The organism is Flavobacterium urumqiense, assembly GCF_900108015.1.
GTDB classification, from domain to species: domain Bacteria; phylum Bacteroidota; class Bacteroidia; order Flavobacteriales; family Flavobacteriaceae; genus Flavobacterium; species Flavobacterium urumqiense.
This window is the reverse complement of sequence record NZ_FNVP01000003.1, coordinates 279,073-293,599: the sequence shown is the minus strand read 5'-3', so window position 1 is coordinate 293,599 and position 14,527 is coordinate 279,073. Positions and strand designations below refer to the sequence as shown.

Here is a 14,527-nt window from a genome sequence, read left to right as displayed (position 1 = left end):
AAGCTGATATTGAAGATGTTTAAGATTAGAATCGAATTCGATCTTAAACATCTTTTTTTAATACAGCATTTGAATTTCTTTAATATCAAATTCAGAAATACTATCATCTTCCAAGAGAATTTCGAGTTTCCCTATTGATGATATGCCTTGAATAATTCCCATAAAATTTTGATTGTTTAGATTTGAAAAAGGCATTGGAATTCCTTTTTTAAATAACTTATTGGAGTAATCCAACCATAATAAATCCGATTGATGCTTCCATAGTTTAATCTTTTGTTCCAAATTATCAATAATTGTAAATAGTAAATCTTCTTTGTCAAATTTTGCATGCGAAATAACTGCCAGTGAAGACGCTTTAGGCAAATTTTCAAAATTAGTTTGATTTACATTTAAACCTAAACCGACAATAGAAACGATACTTCCGTCACTTTTGATGCTGTTTTCAATCAAAATACCACCTATTTTTTTATTATATGACATAATGTCGTTTGGCCATTTGATACTAAGATTTGGAATCTTATATAATTTAAGGGCATCAATTACGGCGAGCGAGACTATTATATTGAGATTATATATCTGACAAATATCTGATAAAAAATCCTTTACCAAAACACTCAATATTAAGTTTTTACCCGCCTCAGAAGCCCAAATGGCTCCCATTTGTCCTTTTCCTTTTGTTTGATTTTCAGCAGTAACTACCGTAAAGTTTTCCAGTACTTGTTTGTTTGATAATCCTTTGAGAAACTCATTTGTTGAATCTATGGCATCGAGTTTGATTAGTTTCATATAACGTATTTTGTGAAACAGAATTTAATATTATGTTAAGGTTCAAAAATAATCACAAAAAATGGTAACTTTACAAACTTATTTAAAAATAATTCATGGCGAAAAAGACTATAAATAATGATGACCTATTGGCAAACATCATTAAAGGCATAGAAGAGGTAAAAGGAAATGATATCGATATTCTTGATTTAAGAGAAATAGACACCGCCGTTTGTGACTATTTTATCATCTGCAATGGTAATTCAAATACACAAGTTAACGCGATTGTTAGCTCTATTCAAAAAACAGTTTCAAAAGAATTGAAAGACAAACCTTGGCATGTTGAAGGAACTGACAATGCGGAATGGGTTCTTATGGATTATGTCAATATAGTAGTGCATGTTTTCCAAAAACACATCCGTGAATATTACAATATAGAGAGCCTTTGGGGTGATGCAAAAATCACTACGATCCAAAACAAATACTAAAGAAATAACTTATAATGGCTAAAGATAATAATCCAAATTCGAATAAATTCAAAGTAAGTCCTTGGTTAATTTACACTGCAATATTATTAATTTTTTTGTTTATAAGTTTTATAACTGGGGGATCCAGCTTACAAGAACCCGCACAATTAACTTCATCTAAATTTAATACCTATTTAGAAAAAGGACAAATTGAAAAAGTTATCGTTTACAACAAAACAGAAGCCGAGGTGTATCTTAACGCAGCAGCATTAAAAGATGCTGTTCATAAAAAAGTAGCAAAAGATGTTTTTGACAGACCTAATAAAGGTCCTCATTACTCTTTTGATATTGGAAATGATCAAATATTTCAAACTAAACTGGAAAAAGCAGTTGCCGAAGGAAAATTAAAAGATTTTAATTTCTTGCCAAAAAACAACTGGACTGATATACTCATCAGTTTATTACCAATAATTATCATCATTGGTGTCTGGATTTTTATTATGAGAAAAATGTCAGGCGGCGGCGGAGGTGGCGGCGGACAGATTTTTAATATCGGCAAATCGAAAGCTAAGCTTTTTGACGAAAAAACAGATATTAAGACTACATTTAAAGATGTAGCCGGACTTGAAGGAGCAAAAGAAGAAATACAAGAAATTGTAGAATTTTTAAAAAATCCTGAAAAATACACCAACCTTGGAGGAAAAATTCCAAAAGGAGCCTTATTGGTTGGACCTCCCGGAACAGGAAAAACCTTATTAGCGAAAGCCGTTGCAGGTGAAGCACAAGTACCGTTTTTCTCTTTATCTGGTTCTGATTTTGTTGAAATGTTTGTAGGTGTAGGAGCATCACGTGTGCGTGACCTATTTAAACAAGCAAAAGAAAAATCTCCAGCGATCATTTTTATTGATGAAATTGATGCGGTAGGTAGAGCTAGAGGAAAAAGCAATATGTCAGGTGGGAACGATGAACGTGAGAATACTTTGAACCAATTGTTAACAGAGATGGATGGTTTTGGTACCAATTCTAACGTAATTGTTTTGGCTGCTACAAATAGAGCCGATGTTCTTGACAAAGCCTTGATGCGTGCGGGACGATTTGACAGACAAATTTTTGTTGATTTACCCGATATTCGTGAACGTGCTGAAATCTTTAAAGTTCACTTAGCTCCTTTGAAAAAAATCGAAGGACTTGATACAGACTTTTTAGCAAAACAAACTCCTGGTTTTTCAGGTGCTGATATTGCTAATGTATGTAATGAAGCTGCTTTGATTGCTGCGAGAAACAACAAAACAGCTGTTGATAAACAAGATTTCCTTGATGCTGTTGACAGAATTGTTGGTGGTCTTGAAAAGAAAAATAAAATTGTAACTCCAGAAGAAAAGAAAGCAATTGCTATTCACGAAGCTGGTCACGCAACTGTAAGCTGGATGCTAGAACACGCTGCACCGTTAATTAAAGTGACAATTGTTCCAAGAGGACAAAGCCTTGGAGCAGCATGGTATTTACCGGAAGAACGATTAATTGTTCGTCCTGATCAAATGCTAGACGAAATGTGCGCTACAATGGGTGGTAGAGCTGCTGAAAAAGTGACTTTCAACAGAATTTCTACTGGAGCATTAAGCGATTTAGAAAAAGTGACTAAGCAAGCTCGAGCAATGGTTACAATATATGGTTTGAATGAAAAAATTGGTAACGTTACTTATTATGATTCAACCGGCCAAAGTGAATATAGTTTTTCAAAACCATATTCTGAAGAAACCGCAAGAATCATTGACGAAGAAATTTCATTACTTATTGAAAGTCAATACCAAAGAGCTATTGAAATATTAGAAGAAAATAAAGACAAGCTAAATCAGCTTGCAAATATACTCATTGAAAAGGAAGTTATTTTCAAAGATGATTTAGAAGCTATTTTTGGAAAAAGAACTTTTGATAAAAATCTTGAAGAAGTAGTCTCTTAAAAAAAAAACATACAATTTAAATATTTTTAAAATCTTAATTCAAAAACCTCTTTTGAATTAAGATTTTTTTATCTTTGAACGTTTTCAAATAATAAATCAAGTAGTTTAAAAGTATATGAGTCTTTTTAGAAAATTTTTTGGTTCTAGTAACCCAGCCTCTGATGAAGATAAAGAAAGTGAATTTAGTAAATCCTTTACTGATAATGCTACCTCTATAGATGAAAAATTTATATATAATTTTAAAAAAAATGGTGGTAAATTTTTATATTGTGAAAACTCAGAAGAAGTAAGTGAACATTTTGAAAACATACTAGAAGAAAATGATTGGTTTGAAAGTGCTGTAATGTGTTATGACCCTTCCCTTTTTGAGATTCTTGATGAAAATAATCTTACCTACGATAAAGCAGCAAATCCTAAATTTCTTTTTGCAACTTGTGAAAATTTAATTGCGGAAGAGGGTTCTATATTATTTTCTTCGAAGCAAATAAAACAGCACAAACCAAACGAACTTCCTGCAAACATTATAATTTTAGCCACTACCAGCCAAATTCTTGCTACCAAAAGCGATGGTCTTAGCGCTATAAAAAAGAAATACGAAAGAGACTACCCTACCAACATTACCACTATAAAATATTTCGAAAAAGCTAAAGAGGAAGATTTTACACAATACGGAAGTTCTGCTAAAAATCTTTATTTGTTGCTTTTAGAAGACCAATAAGATGAATGAAACACTTAAGAGGGCAATGTCTGGTGCTGTTTACATAATTTTATTATTAGCCGCAATATTATATTCAACTGAAAGCTTTTTTATATTATTTGGAGCTTTCCTGATTATTGCTATTTATGAATTTTGTAATTTAGTACAAATAAACAAAGTATTTCCAATTTTTTTCGGAACAGTTTTATACATTTCTGTAACTTTAGTGAGTCATTACAATAAAATCACTACCGATAGTATCAATCAATTATTTAATACTGATTTAGAAATTGCAATAGACATACAACAATTAGATATTGTTTTATTGGTTATCGCATTGGTAGTATCCATCAAATGTATCCTTTTCTTATTTTATGATAACATTCAAAAAATAAGCACTTCATCAAAATACTTATACTTATTAGGGTATATTATCCTACCATTTGTATTCATTACTAAAATTTCTTTTGGAATAAATGATTATAATCCTAAAATTATAATTGGATTATTCATTTTAATATGGACTAACGACACCTTCGCTTATATTGTTGGGAAATCTATAGGCCGAACCAAATTACTTGAAAAAATATCCCCTAAAAAAACAGTTGAAGGATTTCTTGGCGGAATTATTTTTGCAGTTTTAGCAGGTTATCTTATCTCAAAATATTATATAAGAGCCAATCCGCAGTTTAGCGAAAAATCAATATTAATTTGGACCTCAATTGCTGTTATTGTTGGGATCTTAGGTACAATAGGAGACTTAATTGAATCCAAATTCAAACGTATTGCTGGCGTAAAAGATAGCGGCAGTATAATGCCTGGTCATGGAGGCATTCTAGATCGACTAGATAGTGTTATATTTGTAGCACCAATTATATTTTTATTTTACCAAATCTTAAACTATGTTTCATAAAGAAGGAACCCCGTCTATATTATTAGGCATCATTTTCAGTACAGGAGTGCTTTTATTGTCTGATAAATTTATTGACACCAACTGGATTAAAATGTTGATTCAAATAAGTGCATTCCTGGTGTTAATTATCATATTGCAATTTTTTAGAAATCCAAAAAGGACTGTTATCCTTAATGAAAATCAAATTCTTGCTCCTGTTGATGGTAAAGTAGTTGTTATTGAAGAAGTTTTTGAGGGAGAATATTTCAAAGACAAACGTCTTCAAATATCTATTTTCATGTCACCAATAAATGTACATGTGACTCGTTATGCCCTAAGCGGAATTGTAAAATTCAGTAAATACCATCCTGGAAAATTTTTAGTGGCATGGCATCCAAAAGCTAGTGAAGAAAACGAAAGAACTACAGTTATCATTGAAAATGAGACATTCGGTAAAATTCTATATAGACAAATTGCAGGAGCTTTAGCTCGAAGAATTGTAAATTATGCCGAAGAAGGAATGCAAGTTATTCAGGGAACTGATGCAGGTTTCATAAAATTTGGTTCAAGAGTAGATATATTTTTACCTTTAGGAACACCTATCAATGTGGTGCTTAATCAAAAAGCCATTGGAGGGAAAACAATTATTGCTACAAAAGGATAATGATTGAAAAAGATTTAGATAACCGATTTCAAGAGGCCGTTGAAATTGCTTCTAAAATGACCCAGGCATCTTTACCTCAAGATGTCCAGCTGAGACTTTATGCTTTTTATAAACAGGCTACTTTGGGAATTTTAGATTTAAAACAAGCATCAAACTATCATCTGAGAGATGCTTTCAAAACCAATGCTTGGATGCAAGTCAGCCATCTTACTGCTGATGAAGCCAAAGAACAGTACATCGAAATCATTAATTCTATTTTAAAAAAATAAATTCAAATGAAAAATAATATTTTTTTAATAGCTAATTTGCTTTTAGTCTCATTGTTGCTGTCCTGTAATAATAAAAAACTGACTGAAGTTGTTGATGTTCCTCTCCCTACAGCTCAAGAAAAAGTAGCTATGGGACTTCCTGAAGATGTGAAAGCAAATGAAGGTTCTTTTCAGATGGAAAAACTACCTTATTCCTACGACGCATTAGCTCCAAACATCTCTGCGGCTACATTAGAAATGCATTACTCTAAACATTATCTTACATACACCAATAATTTGAACAGGGCGTTAGCAGGAACACCATTGGAAAACCTAACGATAGAGGAAGTATTAGCTAAATTAGATTTGAATGATGCTAATCTCAGAAATAATGCAGGTGGTTTTTACAATCACACGCTATATTGGGGATGCATGGCTTCTAAAGCTGGCGGGCAGCCTACTGATCTTTTAGCAGACGCAATTACTAAAAAATTTGGATCATTTGAAGATTTCACTTCATTATTTAAAAATGAATCCGAAAAATTATTTGGTTCTGGTTGGGTATGGCTAGTAGTTGATAAATCAGGTGAATTACAAATTACGAGTACTCAAAATCAAGACAATCCTTTAATGTTGAATGCATTAATACCAGGAAAACCTATTTTGGCTTTAGACATTTGGGAGCACGCTTATTATATTGACTACCAATACAAAAGAAAAAATTACATCGATGCATTTTTCAATGTAATCAATTGGAAAAAAGTAGCAGAGAATTACGAATCTGCTGTAAAGAAATAGCCGTTTCACTTTTAAGATAAAATAAATGCTGCTACGAAATATGTAGCAGCATTTATTTTTTATAGAAATTTAGTATTAAAAATCTTATTATAATTGAGTTATTTCAATTGATAAATAAATGATTCTGATGGAGCGATTGTAATTCGCGCTTTTCCTTCACCGTTAATAACTTGCAATTGAATCGAACTTTTATGATACAATTGATCCGTTAATGTATAATTACCATCTTTCAAATTCCACTTTTGAATAAGGTCGGAAGGAATGTTTAGTTCAAAATTGCTAGTAGAAAGCCAAGAAAAATTTGCGACCACAATCAATTTTTGAGTATCAGACCAACGTGCGAATGAATAAATTCCAGGATCATAACCTTTTGTATTATTACGATTTAGAGCTTGAATTTCTTCAAATTCAGACATTAATGCTGAACTATTAATTGAAAAATTAAGCAATCGTTTATAAAAATCACGCAATTCTTTTTCGTCTCGTGTGAGTTGGCCTCCGTCAAATTTTCCCCCATTCATCCAACGTTGATGATTTGGAACTCCTATATAATCAAATATTGAAGTTCTGGAATGGGTACCGAAACCTGCATTTTCGTTTCCTGCTTCTCCTACTTCTTGTCCAAAATAAACCATAGTTGGCGAAGTACTTATCGCAGTCGAAACGACCATCAATGGCTTGCCTTTTTGAGGTGTTCCTGCAAATTCAGCGCTAGCTAAACGCTGCTCATCATGATTATCGAGAAAATGTAACATATGATGTTCAATATCTGCCATTCCCTTTTGTATGTCTGATAATCCATCAGGCAATGATCTTCCTTGAATGATATCTTTTAATTTATCATACGTTTCGACTTTATCATACAGATAATCCATTTTCCCCAGATGAATGTAATTTCTATATTCTTTAGGATTATAAACTTCAGCCAATAAAAAAGCATCTGGGTTAGCCATTTTTACAGCAGAATTCATATAACTCCAAAATTCATATGGAACCATTTCGGCCATATCATATCGAAAACCGTCTACTCCTTTTGCTTTCCAATATAGAGCAATTGAACGGAATTTTTTCCAAGAATCCGGAACGTCTTTATCTTTCCAAAAATTGTAATGTTCTTGATAAGATTTGGTATCAAAACCAGCAGGAAGCGTTGGGAAATCTTTAGAACCATCCGGGCGAATTCCATAATTTACTTTTACGGTTTCGTACCAATCATTCTTATCTGGTTTTGCCATTCGAGAACCATTTCCTGTCCATTTGGCTGGGTATTCCTGAAATTTTCCGTCCACTAACAAGTTCTTTTCGCCATTTAATGGTTTTGCAGTATTTGGAATTTCAAACCGAGTATTTGGAATATAATAGAAATTATTGTCTCTTTTATATTCAACAGAAACATCATCATCAGCACCAAAGTCGTTAACCCCAACTGGATTATTCTTCCCTTCGTATTTGCGTGCAATATGATTGGGAACAATATCAATAATCACTTTTAATCCCGCTTTATGGGTTCTCGCAATTAATCCTTCAAATTCCTGTAACCGATTTTCCGGATTCACCGCTAAATCAGGGTTTACATTATAGTAATCTTTTACTGCATAAGGAGAACCAGCTCTTCCTTTTACTACTTCTGGATCATCATTCGAAATTCCTATTGCTGTATAATCCCGAATCAAGGCATGATGTGGAACTCCTGTATACCAAATATAAGATACGCCTAAATCCTTTATTTCATGTAGCGCTTTATCGGTGAAATCATTAAACTTTCCAACTCCATTTTCTTCAGCAGTTCCCCAAGGTTTATTGGTCGTATTTTTATTTCCGAATAATCGGGTGAAAACTTGATATACTACAATTTTCTTATTATCGACTATGTCTTTCTTTTCTGCATTCATTTTTAAATCTTTTGTTTTGCAAGCAGTTGCCAATAGCACCACGCTAATCCCTGCAACTATAATTGTCTTTTTTATCATATAAAATTATTTATGCTGGTTTCAATTCGTTTTTTTAGATTAATGAACCTAATGGGTTATTGAATTTTTAAATTTAATGTAATTTATAGAAAGAACTTAAAATCGGTATCAATTAAAATAAATACTCGTTTTAAAACAACAACTACAACGAAAGAGTAGCGCTATTTGTTGATAACTTTAAAAGCAGAGTTGTATTGTTTTTGGTGCGTTTTTCGAGTATTATAAAAAAATCCTAATATCGATTAGGTTTGTAACCTTTTTCATAAATTTGACAAAAAATAAATCCATTGAAGAAATTCCTATTTTGTTGTTTAATACTGCTTAGTACAAATTTGATTTTGGCTCAAGCCTCAAAAAAAATTATTGTTGAACATTCAGATTTTGCAGATGTAAATCAAGTAGAAATTCCAGATGCTTTTTTGCTGACCGGAAATGTTCGTGTTAATCATGATGGTGTGGTGCTGACTTGTAATAAAGCATATTACTTTCAAAAAGAAAATTACATAAAAGCATTTGGAAATGTACAAATCGTACAAGGTGATACCCTATTTTTAAACAGCAGATATGCGGAATATAATGGTAATGTAAAACAGGCATTTGCAACAGGAAACGCGGTTATGAGTTCTCCCGATGCGACGTTGGCTACTGATACTATCAACTTCAACAGAAATACTCAAGAAGTATATTATAATACGCAAGGTACAATTACCAATAAGGAGAACACATTAAACAGTAAATCAGGCAGATATTATGTTGCTCAAAAAAAGTTTCAATTCCTTACTGCCGTTACGATTACCAATCCAACGTATGTGATAAAATCCAATCATTTGGATTACTACAGCAATTCTGGTCACTCTTATCTTTTTGGACCTTCCACTATTACTAGTAAAGCCAATTATATTTACACTGAAAAAGGATTTTATGACACTAAAAAAAATCTGGCCCATTTTGTAAAGAAATCCTACATCAAATATGACGATAGGGTGATTAAAGGAGATAGTTTGTATTATGACCGAAACAGGGAATTTGCATCGGCAACGCGGAATGTAAAAATAACCGACTCCATTAATCGGGGAATTATTAAAGGGCATTATGCCGAATTATATAAAAAAAAGGATTCTGTTTTTGTAACCAAAAGGGCCGTGGCTGTAAACTTTGTTGAAAATGACTCCGTTTATATTCACGGAAAAAAATTGATGGTAACCGGTAAAGAAGGGAATCGTATTATTCGAGCTTTTAACAATGTTAGATTTTTTAAAAAGGATATGAGCGGCAAGTGTGATTCGATACATTCGAGTTCAAAAACTGCCCTGACAAAAATGATAGGAAACCCAATACTTTGGAATGGAGAAAGCCAAATTACAGGGGATGTTATGCATCTTATTGGAAATAATACGACCCAAAAACTTGATTCCCTCAAAGTACTTAATAATACATTTTTGGTCTCCAAAGACACATTAGGAACGGGTTACAATCAAGTAAAAGGGCAAAATCTTTATGGAAAATTTGAAGAAGGAAAACTCCATGATGTTGATATTGTAAAAAATACAGAGGTCATTTATTATATGCGCAATGATGCCAAAGAACTCATAGGTATCAATAAAAATGTGAGTAGCAAAATCAATCTTATTTTAGAAAAAAATGCCATTGAGAGCATTACTTTTTTCAAACAAGTGGATGGTGACATTTATCCCGAAAAAGACCTACCTGAAAATGCCCGAAAGTTAAGAGGATTAGTCTGGCGTGGTGATGAAAGGGTTAAATCAAAAGATGATATATTTCCACCTGAGGAAAATGAAGATAATGATAAAATAGCTAAAGCAACTAAAGCTGATGAAGCTAAGAAAGATGTTCCTATGAAAATTCGAAAAGAAACATTGAATTACGACAAAAAGAAAGGCAAGAAATAGTGTTCATTGTTCAGTCACAGTTTTCAGTATCAAGTTACAGATAACACATTGTAGATTAAAAAATACCTTTAAAAAACTTCGTAAATTTTGCGAAAAAACTTTTGCGAACTTTACGGTTAAAAACATAAAACGTGAATACCGATTTCTTAAAATACCAAGCTCAAACATCCCCTTACCCATTGGGTATGGAAGTTTCACATGCTGTAGGTTCCTATATTTACGACACCAATAATAAAAAATACTTGGATTTTGTGGCTGGAGTTTCCGCTTGCCCGCTTGGACATCAACACCCACGAGTCAATCAAGCGATTAAAGATCAGCTGGACAAATACTCGCACGTCATGGTCTACGGAGAATATTCCCAAAGTCCGGCAGTCCAATATTGCAAATTATTGGCCTCACTCCTGCCCGCACCTTTAGACAAAACCTATTTGGTTAATTCAGGGACTGAAGCCATTGAAGGCGCCTTAAAACTTGCCAGAAGAACCACTGGAAGAAGCCAGTTGATTTCTTGTCACAATGCATATCACGGGAACACCATGGGTTCTTTGAGCGTAATGGGATTTGAGGAACGCAAAAGAATTTTTCGTCCGTTGATTCCTGATGTGGATTTTATTACCTTTAATAATGAAGCAGATTTACAAAAAATAACGACTAAAACTGCAGGAATTATTCTGGAAACCATTCAAGGCGGTGCTGGATTTATTCAGCCACATAATGATTTCCTTAAAAAAGTGCGCCAACGCTGCACTGAAGTGGGCGCGATGATGATTTTGGATGAAATACAACCAGGTTTCGGGAGAACCGGAAAACTTTTTGGATTTCAAAACTATGATGTCGTACCAGATATTGTGGTAATGGGAAAAGGAATGGGCGGCGGCATGCCTGTAGGTGCTTTTACCGCCTCATCAGCTATGATGGATTTATTGAGTCATGACCCAAAACTGGGACATATTACCACTTTTGGTGGCCACCCTGTCATTGCGTCAGCCTGTTTGGCGACTTTGCAGGAAATTACTGAGACCACCCTCATGGCCGAAGCGATGGAGAAAGAAAACCTATTCCGATCACTTTTGGTACATCCTTTGATAGTTGATATAAGAGGAAAAGGATTAATGTTGGCCGCGATGACAAAAAGTGCCGATATAACAAATGAAGTGATTCTAAAATGTCAAGACAAAGGACTCATTTTATTTTGGTTATTATTTGAAGAATGTGCCATAAGAATAACACCTCCTCTTACCATTTCTGAAGAAGAAATACGAGAAGGTTGCGATATTATCCTTGAAGTAATGAATGAAATGATGATTAAAGAGTGATGATTAACGATTTGTGATTACAGAAGTAGCAACATTGATTACCTATCATATAAATATTCAAAACAATTAAAAAATTTGGGAGCTATTTATTTCGTAAATACGCTCCGCTCCTGTCCTGCTATACGCAGCAATCAAAGGTAAAAGCATGGGATTTGCACTTTGAACGAAGTGCACCGAACTCCAAATAAAATAAAAGTGCAGTGACGTAATTAGGGCTAAAGTATTAGTTTAAACCAAACCTTTTTTTGTTAATTAAATTGTTCACAACAATTCTAACTTTCCCTCACATTACAAGTACAATTACCTAAATTTATTTAGGCCAAACCAAAAACATACAGTATGCAATTAAGCAACGAAGAAGAAGATTATAACTTATCCCTATCCAAATTTGAGTCCATGTTGAAAACCAACAAAGTTCTCTTTTTTGATTCCGAAGAATTTGAAGAAATTATTCTTCATTACATCGATATGGGCAAGGCCGCTTTGGCAAAAAAAGCACTAAAACTAGCATTGGATCAGCACCCGAAATCTACAGGACTAAAATTAGTTCAAGTGGAAATGTTAGTCTATGATGACAAACTTGAAATAGCCGAAAAGCTATTGAATGAGTTGTATGCCATCGAACCGACCAATGAAGAAATTTATATTCAAAAAGCAAATATTTGCTCTAAAAGAGACCAACACGAAAAAGCAGTTGAACAATTAATAATAGCTTTACAATTTACGGATGACTACGCCGATGTCTACAACTTAATAGGCATGGAATACCTTTTTATGGACAATCTTGAATTGGCCAAAGAAAGCTTTATAAAATGCCTTGAGGAAGATTTTGATGATCAGTCTGCCCTATATAATGTAGTGTATTGTTTTGAATTTTTAGATCAAAATCAAGAAGCTATAACCTATTTGACAAAATACATCGATAAAAATCCATACAGCGAAATTGCCTGGCATCAATTGGGTCGTTTACACTATGGCGTAAAAGAATATCAAAATGCAATACGTGCCTTTGATTATGCTACTTTAATTGATGATGAATTCCTTGGTGCATTCATGGAAAAAGCAAAAGCTTACGAACGATTAAAAAAATACGCTGAAGCCATCGAAAGTTATGAAAGAACTATCGAATTAGACGATGCTACTTCGTATGCGTTACTTCGAATAGGAAAATGCCACGAGAAATTAGGCAACAAAGCTTTAGCATTGAAATATTTTAATAAAACAGTGCATGAAGATCCGCTTTTAGATAAAGGTTGGATTGCCATTACTGATTTTTATGTTCGTCAAAAAAACTATCAGAAAGCACTCTTTTATGTCAATAAAGCATTAGCTATTGACAATCAAAATCGATTATACTGGAAACGATTTGCTTCCATAAACAAACAATTGAACTTCTTTGAGGAAGCCGAATTTGGTTATAGAAAAGCAGTAGAATTTGGTGATTATCAATTAGACACTTGGTTGTTCTGGGTTGATATTCTTCAGTTTTTAGGTGAATTTGAAAGTGCTATACAAACCTTATTACAAGCTTCCGAATATTTTCCAGAAGAAAATGAAATAGAATATCGTTTGGCTGGACTATATTTTATGATTCAGGACAATACCAAAGCGAAATTTCATTTAAGCAACGCAATGAGATTAAACTTTGATAATTATATTATTATTGAGGACTTATTTCCAGTGGTCTGGACCAAAAAAATGGTGCAAAATTATATCACAAAACATAAAAAATTGTAATGATTGAAGTAGTAAGAAAACGTTTTGGTTTACTGGGAAGAAATATTCATTATTCCTTTTCGAAAGGGTATTTTACAGATAAATTCAATAGCGAAAACTTTGAAGGTTGTACTTACGAGAATTTTGATATTCCCGATATAAATGCTTTTGCTGAAATCATAAAAAACACGTCCAACTTAAAGGGTTTAAACGTAACTATTCCATATAAAGAAACAGTAATTCCTTTTTTAGATAAACTTTCAAAAAAAGCCGAATCGATTGGTGCTGTAAATACGATAAAAATTACCAAAAAAGGAAAACTGAAAGGCTACAATACCGATTATTATGGTTTTAAGAAATCATTGGAACCTTTATTGCAACCACATCATAAAAAAGCCCTGATTTTAGGAACAGGAGGCGCTTCGAAAGGAGTGGCATATGCCTTAGATGAATTGGGTATATTATACACTTTTGTTTCCCGCGAAGCCAAAGAAAATGCTATTGATTATAATAGAATCAATGCCACTACATTTGACAATTATCAAATAATAATTAATTCTACTCCCGTTGGCACAAGTCCCAATATTGATGCATCGCCATTAATTCCATACGAATACTTTACGGAGAAACATATTGCTTTTGATTTGATTTACAATCCAGAAGAAACTCAATTTCTTAAAAACGCCAAACAACAAGGAGCCCAAATAAAAAACGGACTGGACATGCTTATTCTTCAAGCAGAAAAAGCTTGGGCAATTTGGAATAAGTAGTATATTGGGTTTTTTTCGAATTCAATGCACTGTATTTCCGTATATTGACCAATATATAATTAATTTATTTTCCCTCAAATAAGTACACTCAACGGGTTAAAAGTAATACTAAAACACAAAAATTAATAGTTTCTGTTTTTTTAATCAAATTTAATGTCCCTATAAATCGAAATAAATCTTTAATCCCAACAAGGTTTTACACCTCATATAAACGGTTGATTAACAACATTTTAAACTAATGCAAATGAGTAAAAATATTGTTAAAGCGATAAAAGAGGTTGACATTCTCCATGATATGAAATGCTTTTGAGTTGAAAAACCTTCGGGATATGATTTTGTACTAAGTCAGG

General features: G+C 33.0%; 13 protein-coding genes. 11 read left to right on the top strand and 2 right to left on the bottom strand.

Annotation, left to right across the window (positions count from 1 at the left end):
- Positions 1–57 precede the first annotated feature (57 nt).
- On the bottom strand, positions 58–786 hold the full coding sequence (locus C4S35_RS06305) for a biotin--[acetyl-CoA-carboxylase] ligase (RefSeq protein ID WP_103999369.1): 729 nt from the start codon (positions 784–786) through the stop codon (positions 58–60).
- A gap of 95 nt (positions 787–881) precedes the next feature.
- On the opposite strand from C4S35_RS06305, the gene rsfS reads away from it, so the two are divergent.
- The 7 genes from rsfS (at position 882) to C4S35_RS06270 (ending at position 6,492) form a co-directional block, all read left to right on the top strand.
- Positions 882–1,253: a ribosome silencing factor gene (gene rsfS / locus C4S35_RS06300; protein WP_103999368.1), complete on the top strand. Its 372-nt coding sequence runs from the start codon at positions 882–884 to the stop codon at positions 1,251–1,253.
- 14 nt (positions 1,254–1,267) lie between these two features.
- A complete protein-coding gene (ftsH, locus tag C4S35_RS06295; protein ID WP_073207169.1) occupies positions 1,268–3,193 on the top strand; it encodes an ATP-dependent zinc metalloprotease FtsH in 1,926 nt (641 codons plus the stop codon).
- 115 nt (positions 3,194–3,308) lie between these two features.
- Positions 3,309–3,911: an LUD domain-containing protein gene (locus C4S35_RS06290; protein WP_103999367.1), complete on the top strand. Its 603-nt coding sequence runs from the start codon at positions 3,309–3,311 to the stop codon at positions 3,909–3,911.
- Position 3,912: 1 nt separating this feature from the next.
- Positions 3,913–4,803, top strand: coding sequence for a phosphatidate cytidylyltransferase (locus C4S35_RS06285; protein WP_103999366.1), 891 nt, complete (start codon positions 3,913–3,915; stop codon positions 4,801–4,803).
- Positions 4,793–5,446 carry a phosphatidylserine decarboxylase family protein gene (locus C4S35_RS06280; RefSeq protein WP_103999365.1) on the top strand — a complete coding sequence of 218 codons (654 nt, stop codon included), beginning with the start codon at positions 4,793–4,795 and terminating at the stop codon, positions 5,444–5,446. The genes C4S35_RS06285 and C4S35_RS06280 overlap by 11 nt, the downstream gene beginning before the upstream one ends.
- The gene (locus tag C4S35_RS06275) at positions 5,446–5,715 is read left to right on the top strand and encodes an acyl-CoA-binding protein (protein WP_103999364.1); all 270 of its coding nucleotides are present in this window, start codon (positions 5,446–5,448) and stop codon (positions 5,713–5,715) included. The genes C4S35_RS06280 and C4S35_RS06275 overlap by 1 nt, the downstream gene beginning before the upstream one ends.
- 6 nt (positions 5,716–5,721) lie before the next feature.
- Positions 5,722–6,492: a superoxide dismutase gene (locus tag C4S35_RS06270; protein ID WP_103999363.1), complete on the top strand. Its 771-nt coding sequence runs from the start codon at positions 5,722–5,724 to the stop codon at positions 6,490–6,492.
- A 98-nt stretch (positions 6,493–6,590) separates the two neighbouring features.
- On the opposite strand, the gene C4S35_RS06265 is transcribed toward C4S35_RS06270, so the two are convergent.
- A complete protein-coding gene (locus C4S35_RS06265) occupies positions 6,591–8,462 on the bottom strand; it encodes an alpha-amylase family glycosyl hydrolase (protein WP_103999362.1) in 1,872 nt (623 codons plus the stop codon).
- Positions 8,463–8,749: 287 nt separating this feature from the next.
- Here C4S35_RS06265 and C4S35_RS06260 point away from each other — a divergent pair, with 287 nt between their 5' ends.
- The 4 genes from C4S35_RS06260 to C4S35_RS06245 all read left to right on the top strand — a co-directional run bounded on the left by C4S35_RS06260 (position 8,750) and on the right by C4S35_RS06245 (position 14,177).
- Entirely contained in the window at positions 8,750–10,372 is a 1,623-nt protein-coding gene (locus tag C4S35_RS06260; protein ID WP_103999361.1) for an OstA-like protein, read from the top strand.
- Positions 10,373–10,503: 131 nt separating this feature from the next.
- On the top strand, positions 10,504–11,691 hold the full coding sequence (locus C4S35_RS06255) for an aspartate aminotransferase family protein (RefSeq protein ID WP_103999360.1): 1,188 nt from the start codon (positions 10,504–10,506) through the stop codon (positions 11,689–11,691).
- Positions 11,692–12,030: 339 nt separating this feature from the next.
- A complete protein-coding gene (locus C4S35_RS06250; RefSeq protein ID WP_103999359.1) occupies positions 12,031–13,428 on the top strand; it encodes a tetratricopeptide repeat protein in 1,398 nt (465 codons plus the stop codon).
- On the top strand, positions 13,428–14,177 hold the full coding sequence (locus C4S35_RS06245) for a shikimate dehydrogenase family protein (protein ID WP_103999358.1): 750 nt from the start codon (positions 13,428–13,430) through the stop codon (positions 14,175–14,177). Before C4S35_RS06250 ends, C4S35_RS06245 begins: the two co-directional genes overlap by 1 nt.
- Positions 14,178–14,527 lie beyond the last annotated feature (350 nt).

What these genes read in the sequence shown, in the direction of transcription:
- C4S35_RS06280 (WP_103999365.1), top strand. Translation starts at nt 4,793, where the DNA reads ATGTTTCATAAAGAAGGAACCCCGTCTATATTATTAGGCATCATTTTC.
- C4S35_RS06270 (WP_103999363.1), top strand. Translation starts at nt 5,722, where the DNA reads ATGAAAAATAATATTTTTTTAATAGCTAATTTGCTTTTAGTCTCATTG.
- rsfS (WP_103999368.1), top strand. Translation starts at nt 882, where the DNA reads ATGGCGAAAAAGACTATAAATAATGATGACCTATTGGCAAACATCATT.
- C4S35_RS06265 (WP_103999362.1), bottom strand. Translation starts at nt 8,462, where the DNA reads ATGATAAAAAAGACAATTATAGTTGCAGGGATTAGCGTGGTGCTATTG.
- C4S35_RS06305 (WP_103999369.1), bottom strand. Translation starts at nt 786, where the DNA reads ATGAAACTAATCAAACTCGATGCCATAGATTCAACAAATGAGTTTCTC.
- C4S35_RS06290 (WP_103999367.1), top strand. Translation starts at nt 3,309, where the DNA reads ATGAGTCTTTTTAGAAAATTTTTTGGTTCTAGTAACCCAGCCTCTGAT.
- ftsH (WP_073207169.1), top strand. Translation starts at nt 1,268, where the DNA reads ATGGCTAAAGATAATAATCCAAATTCGAATAAATTCAAAGTAAGTCCT.
- C4S35_RS06285 (WP_103999366.1), top strand. Translation starts at nt 3,913, where the DNA reads ATGAATGAAACACTTAAGAGGGCAATGTCTGGTGCTGTTTACATAATT.
- C4S35_RS06245 (WP_103999358.1), top strand. Translation starts at nt 13,428, where the DNA reads ATGATTGAAGTAGTAAGAAAACGTTTTGGTTTACTGGGAAGAAATATT.
- C4S35_RS06275 (WP_103999364.1), top strand. Translation starts at nt 5,446, where the DNA reads ATGATTGAAAAAGATTTAGATAACCGATTTCAAGAGGCCGTTGAAATT.
- C4S35_RS06250 (WP_103999359.1), top strand. Translation starts at nt 12,031, where the DNA reads ATGCAATTAAGCAACGAAGAAGAAGATTATAACTTATCCCTATCCAAA.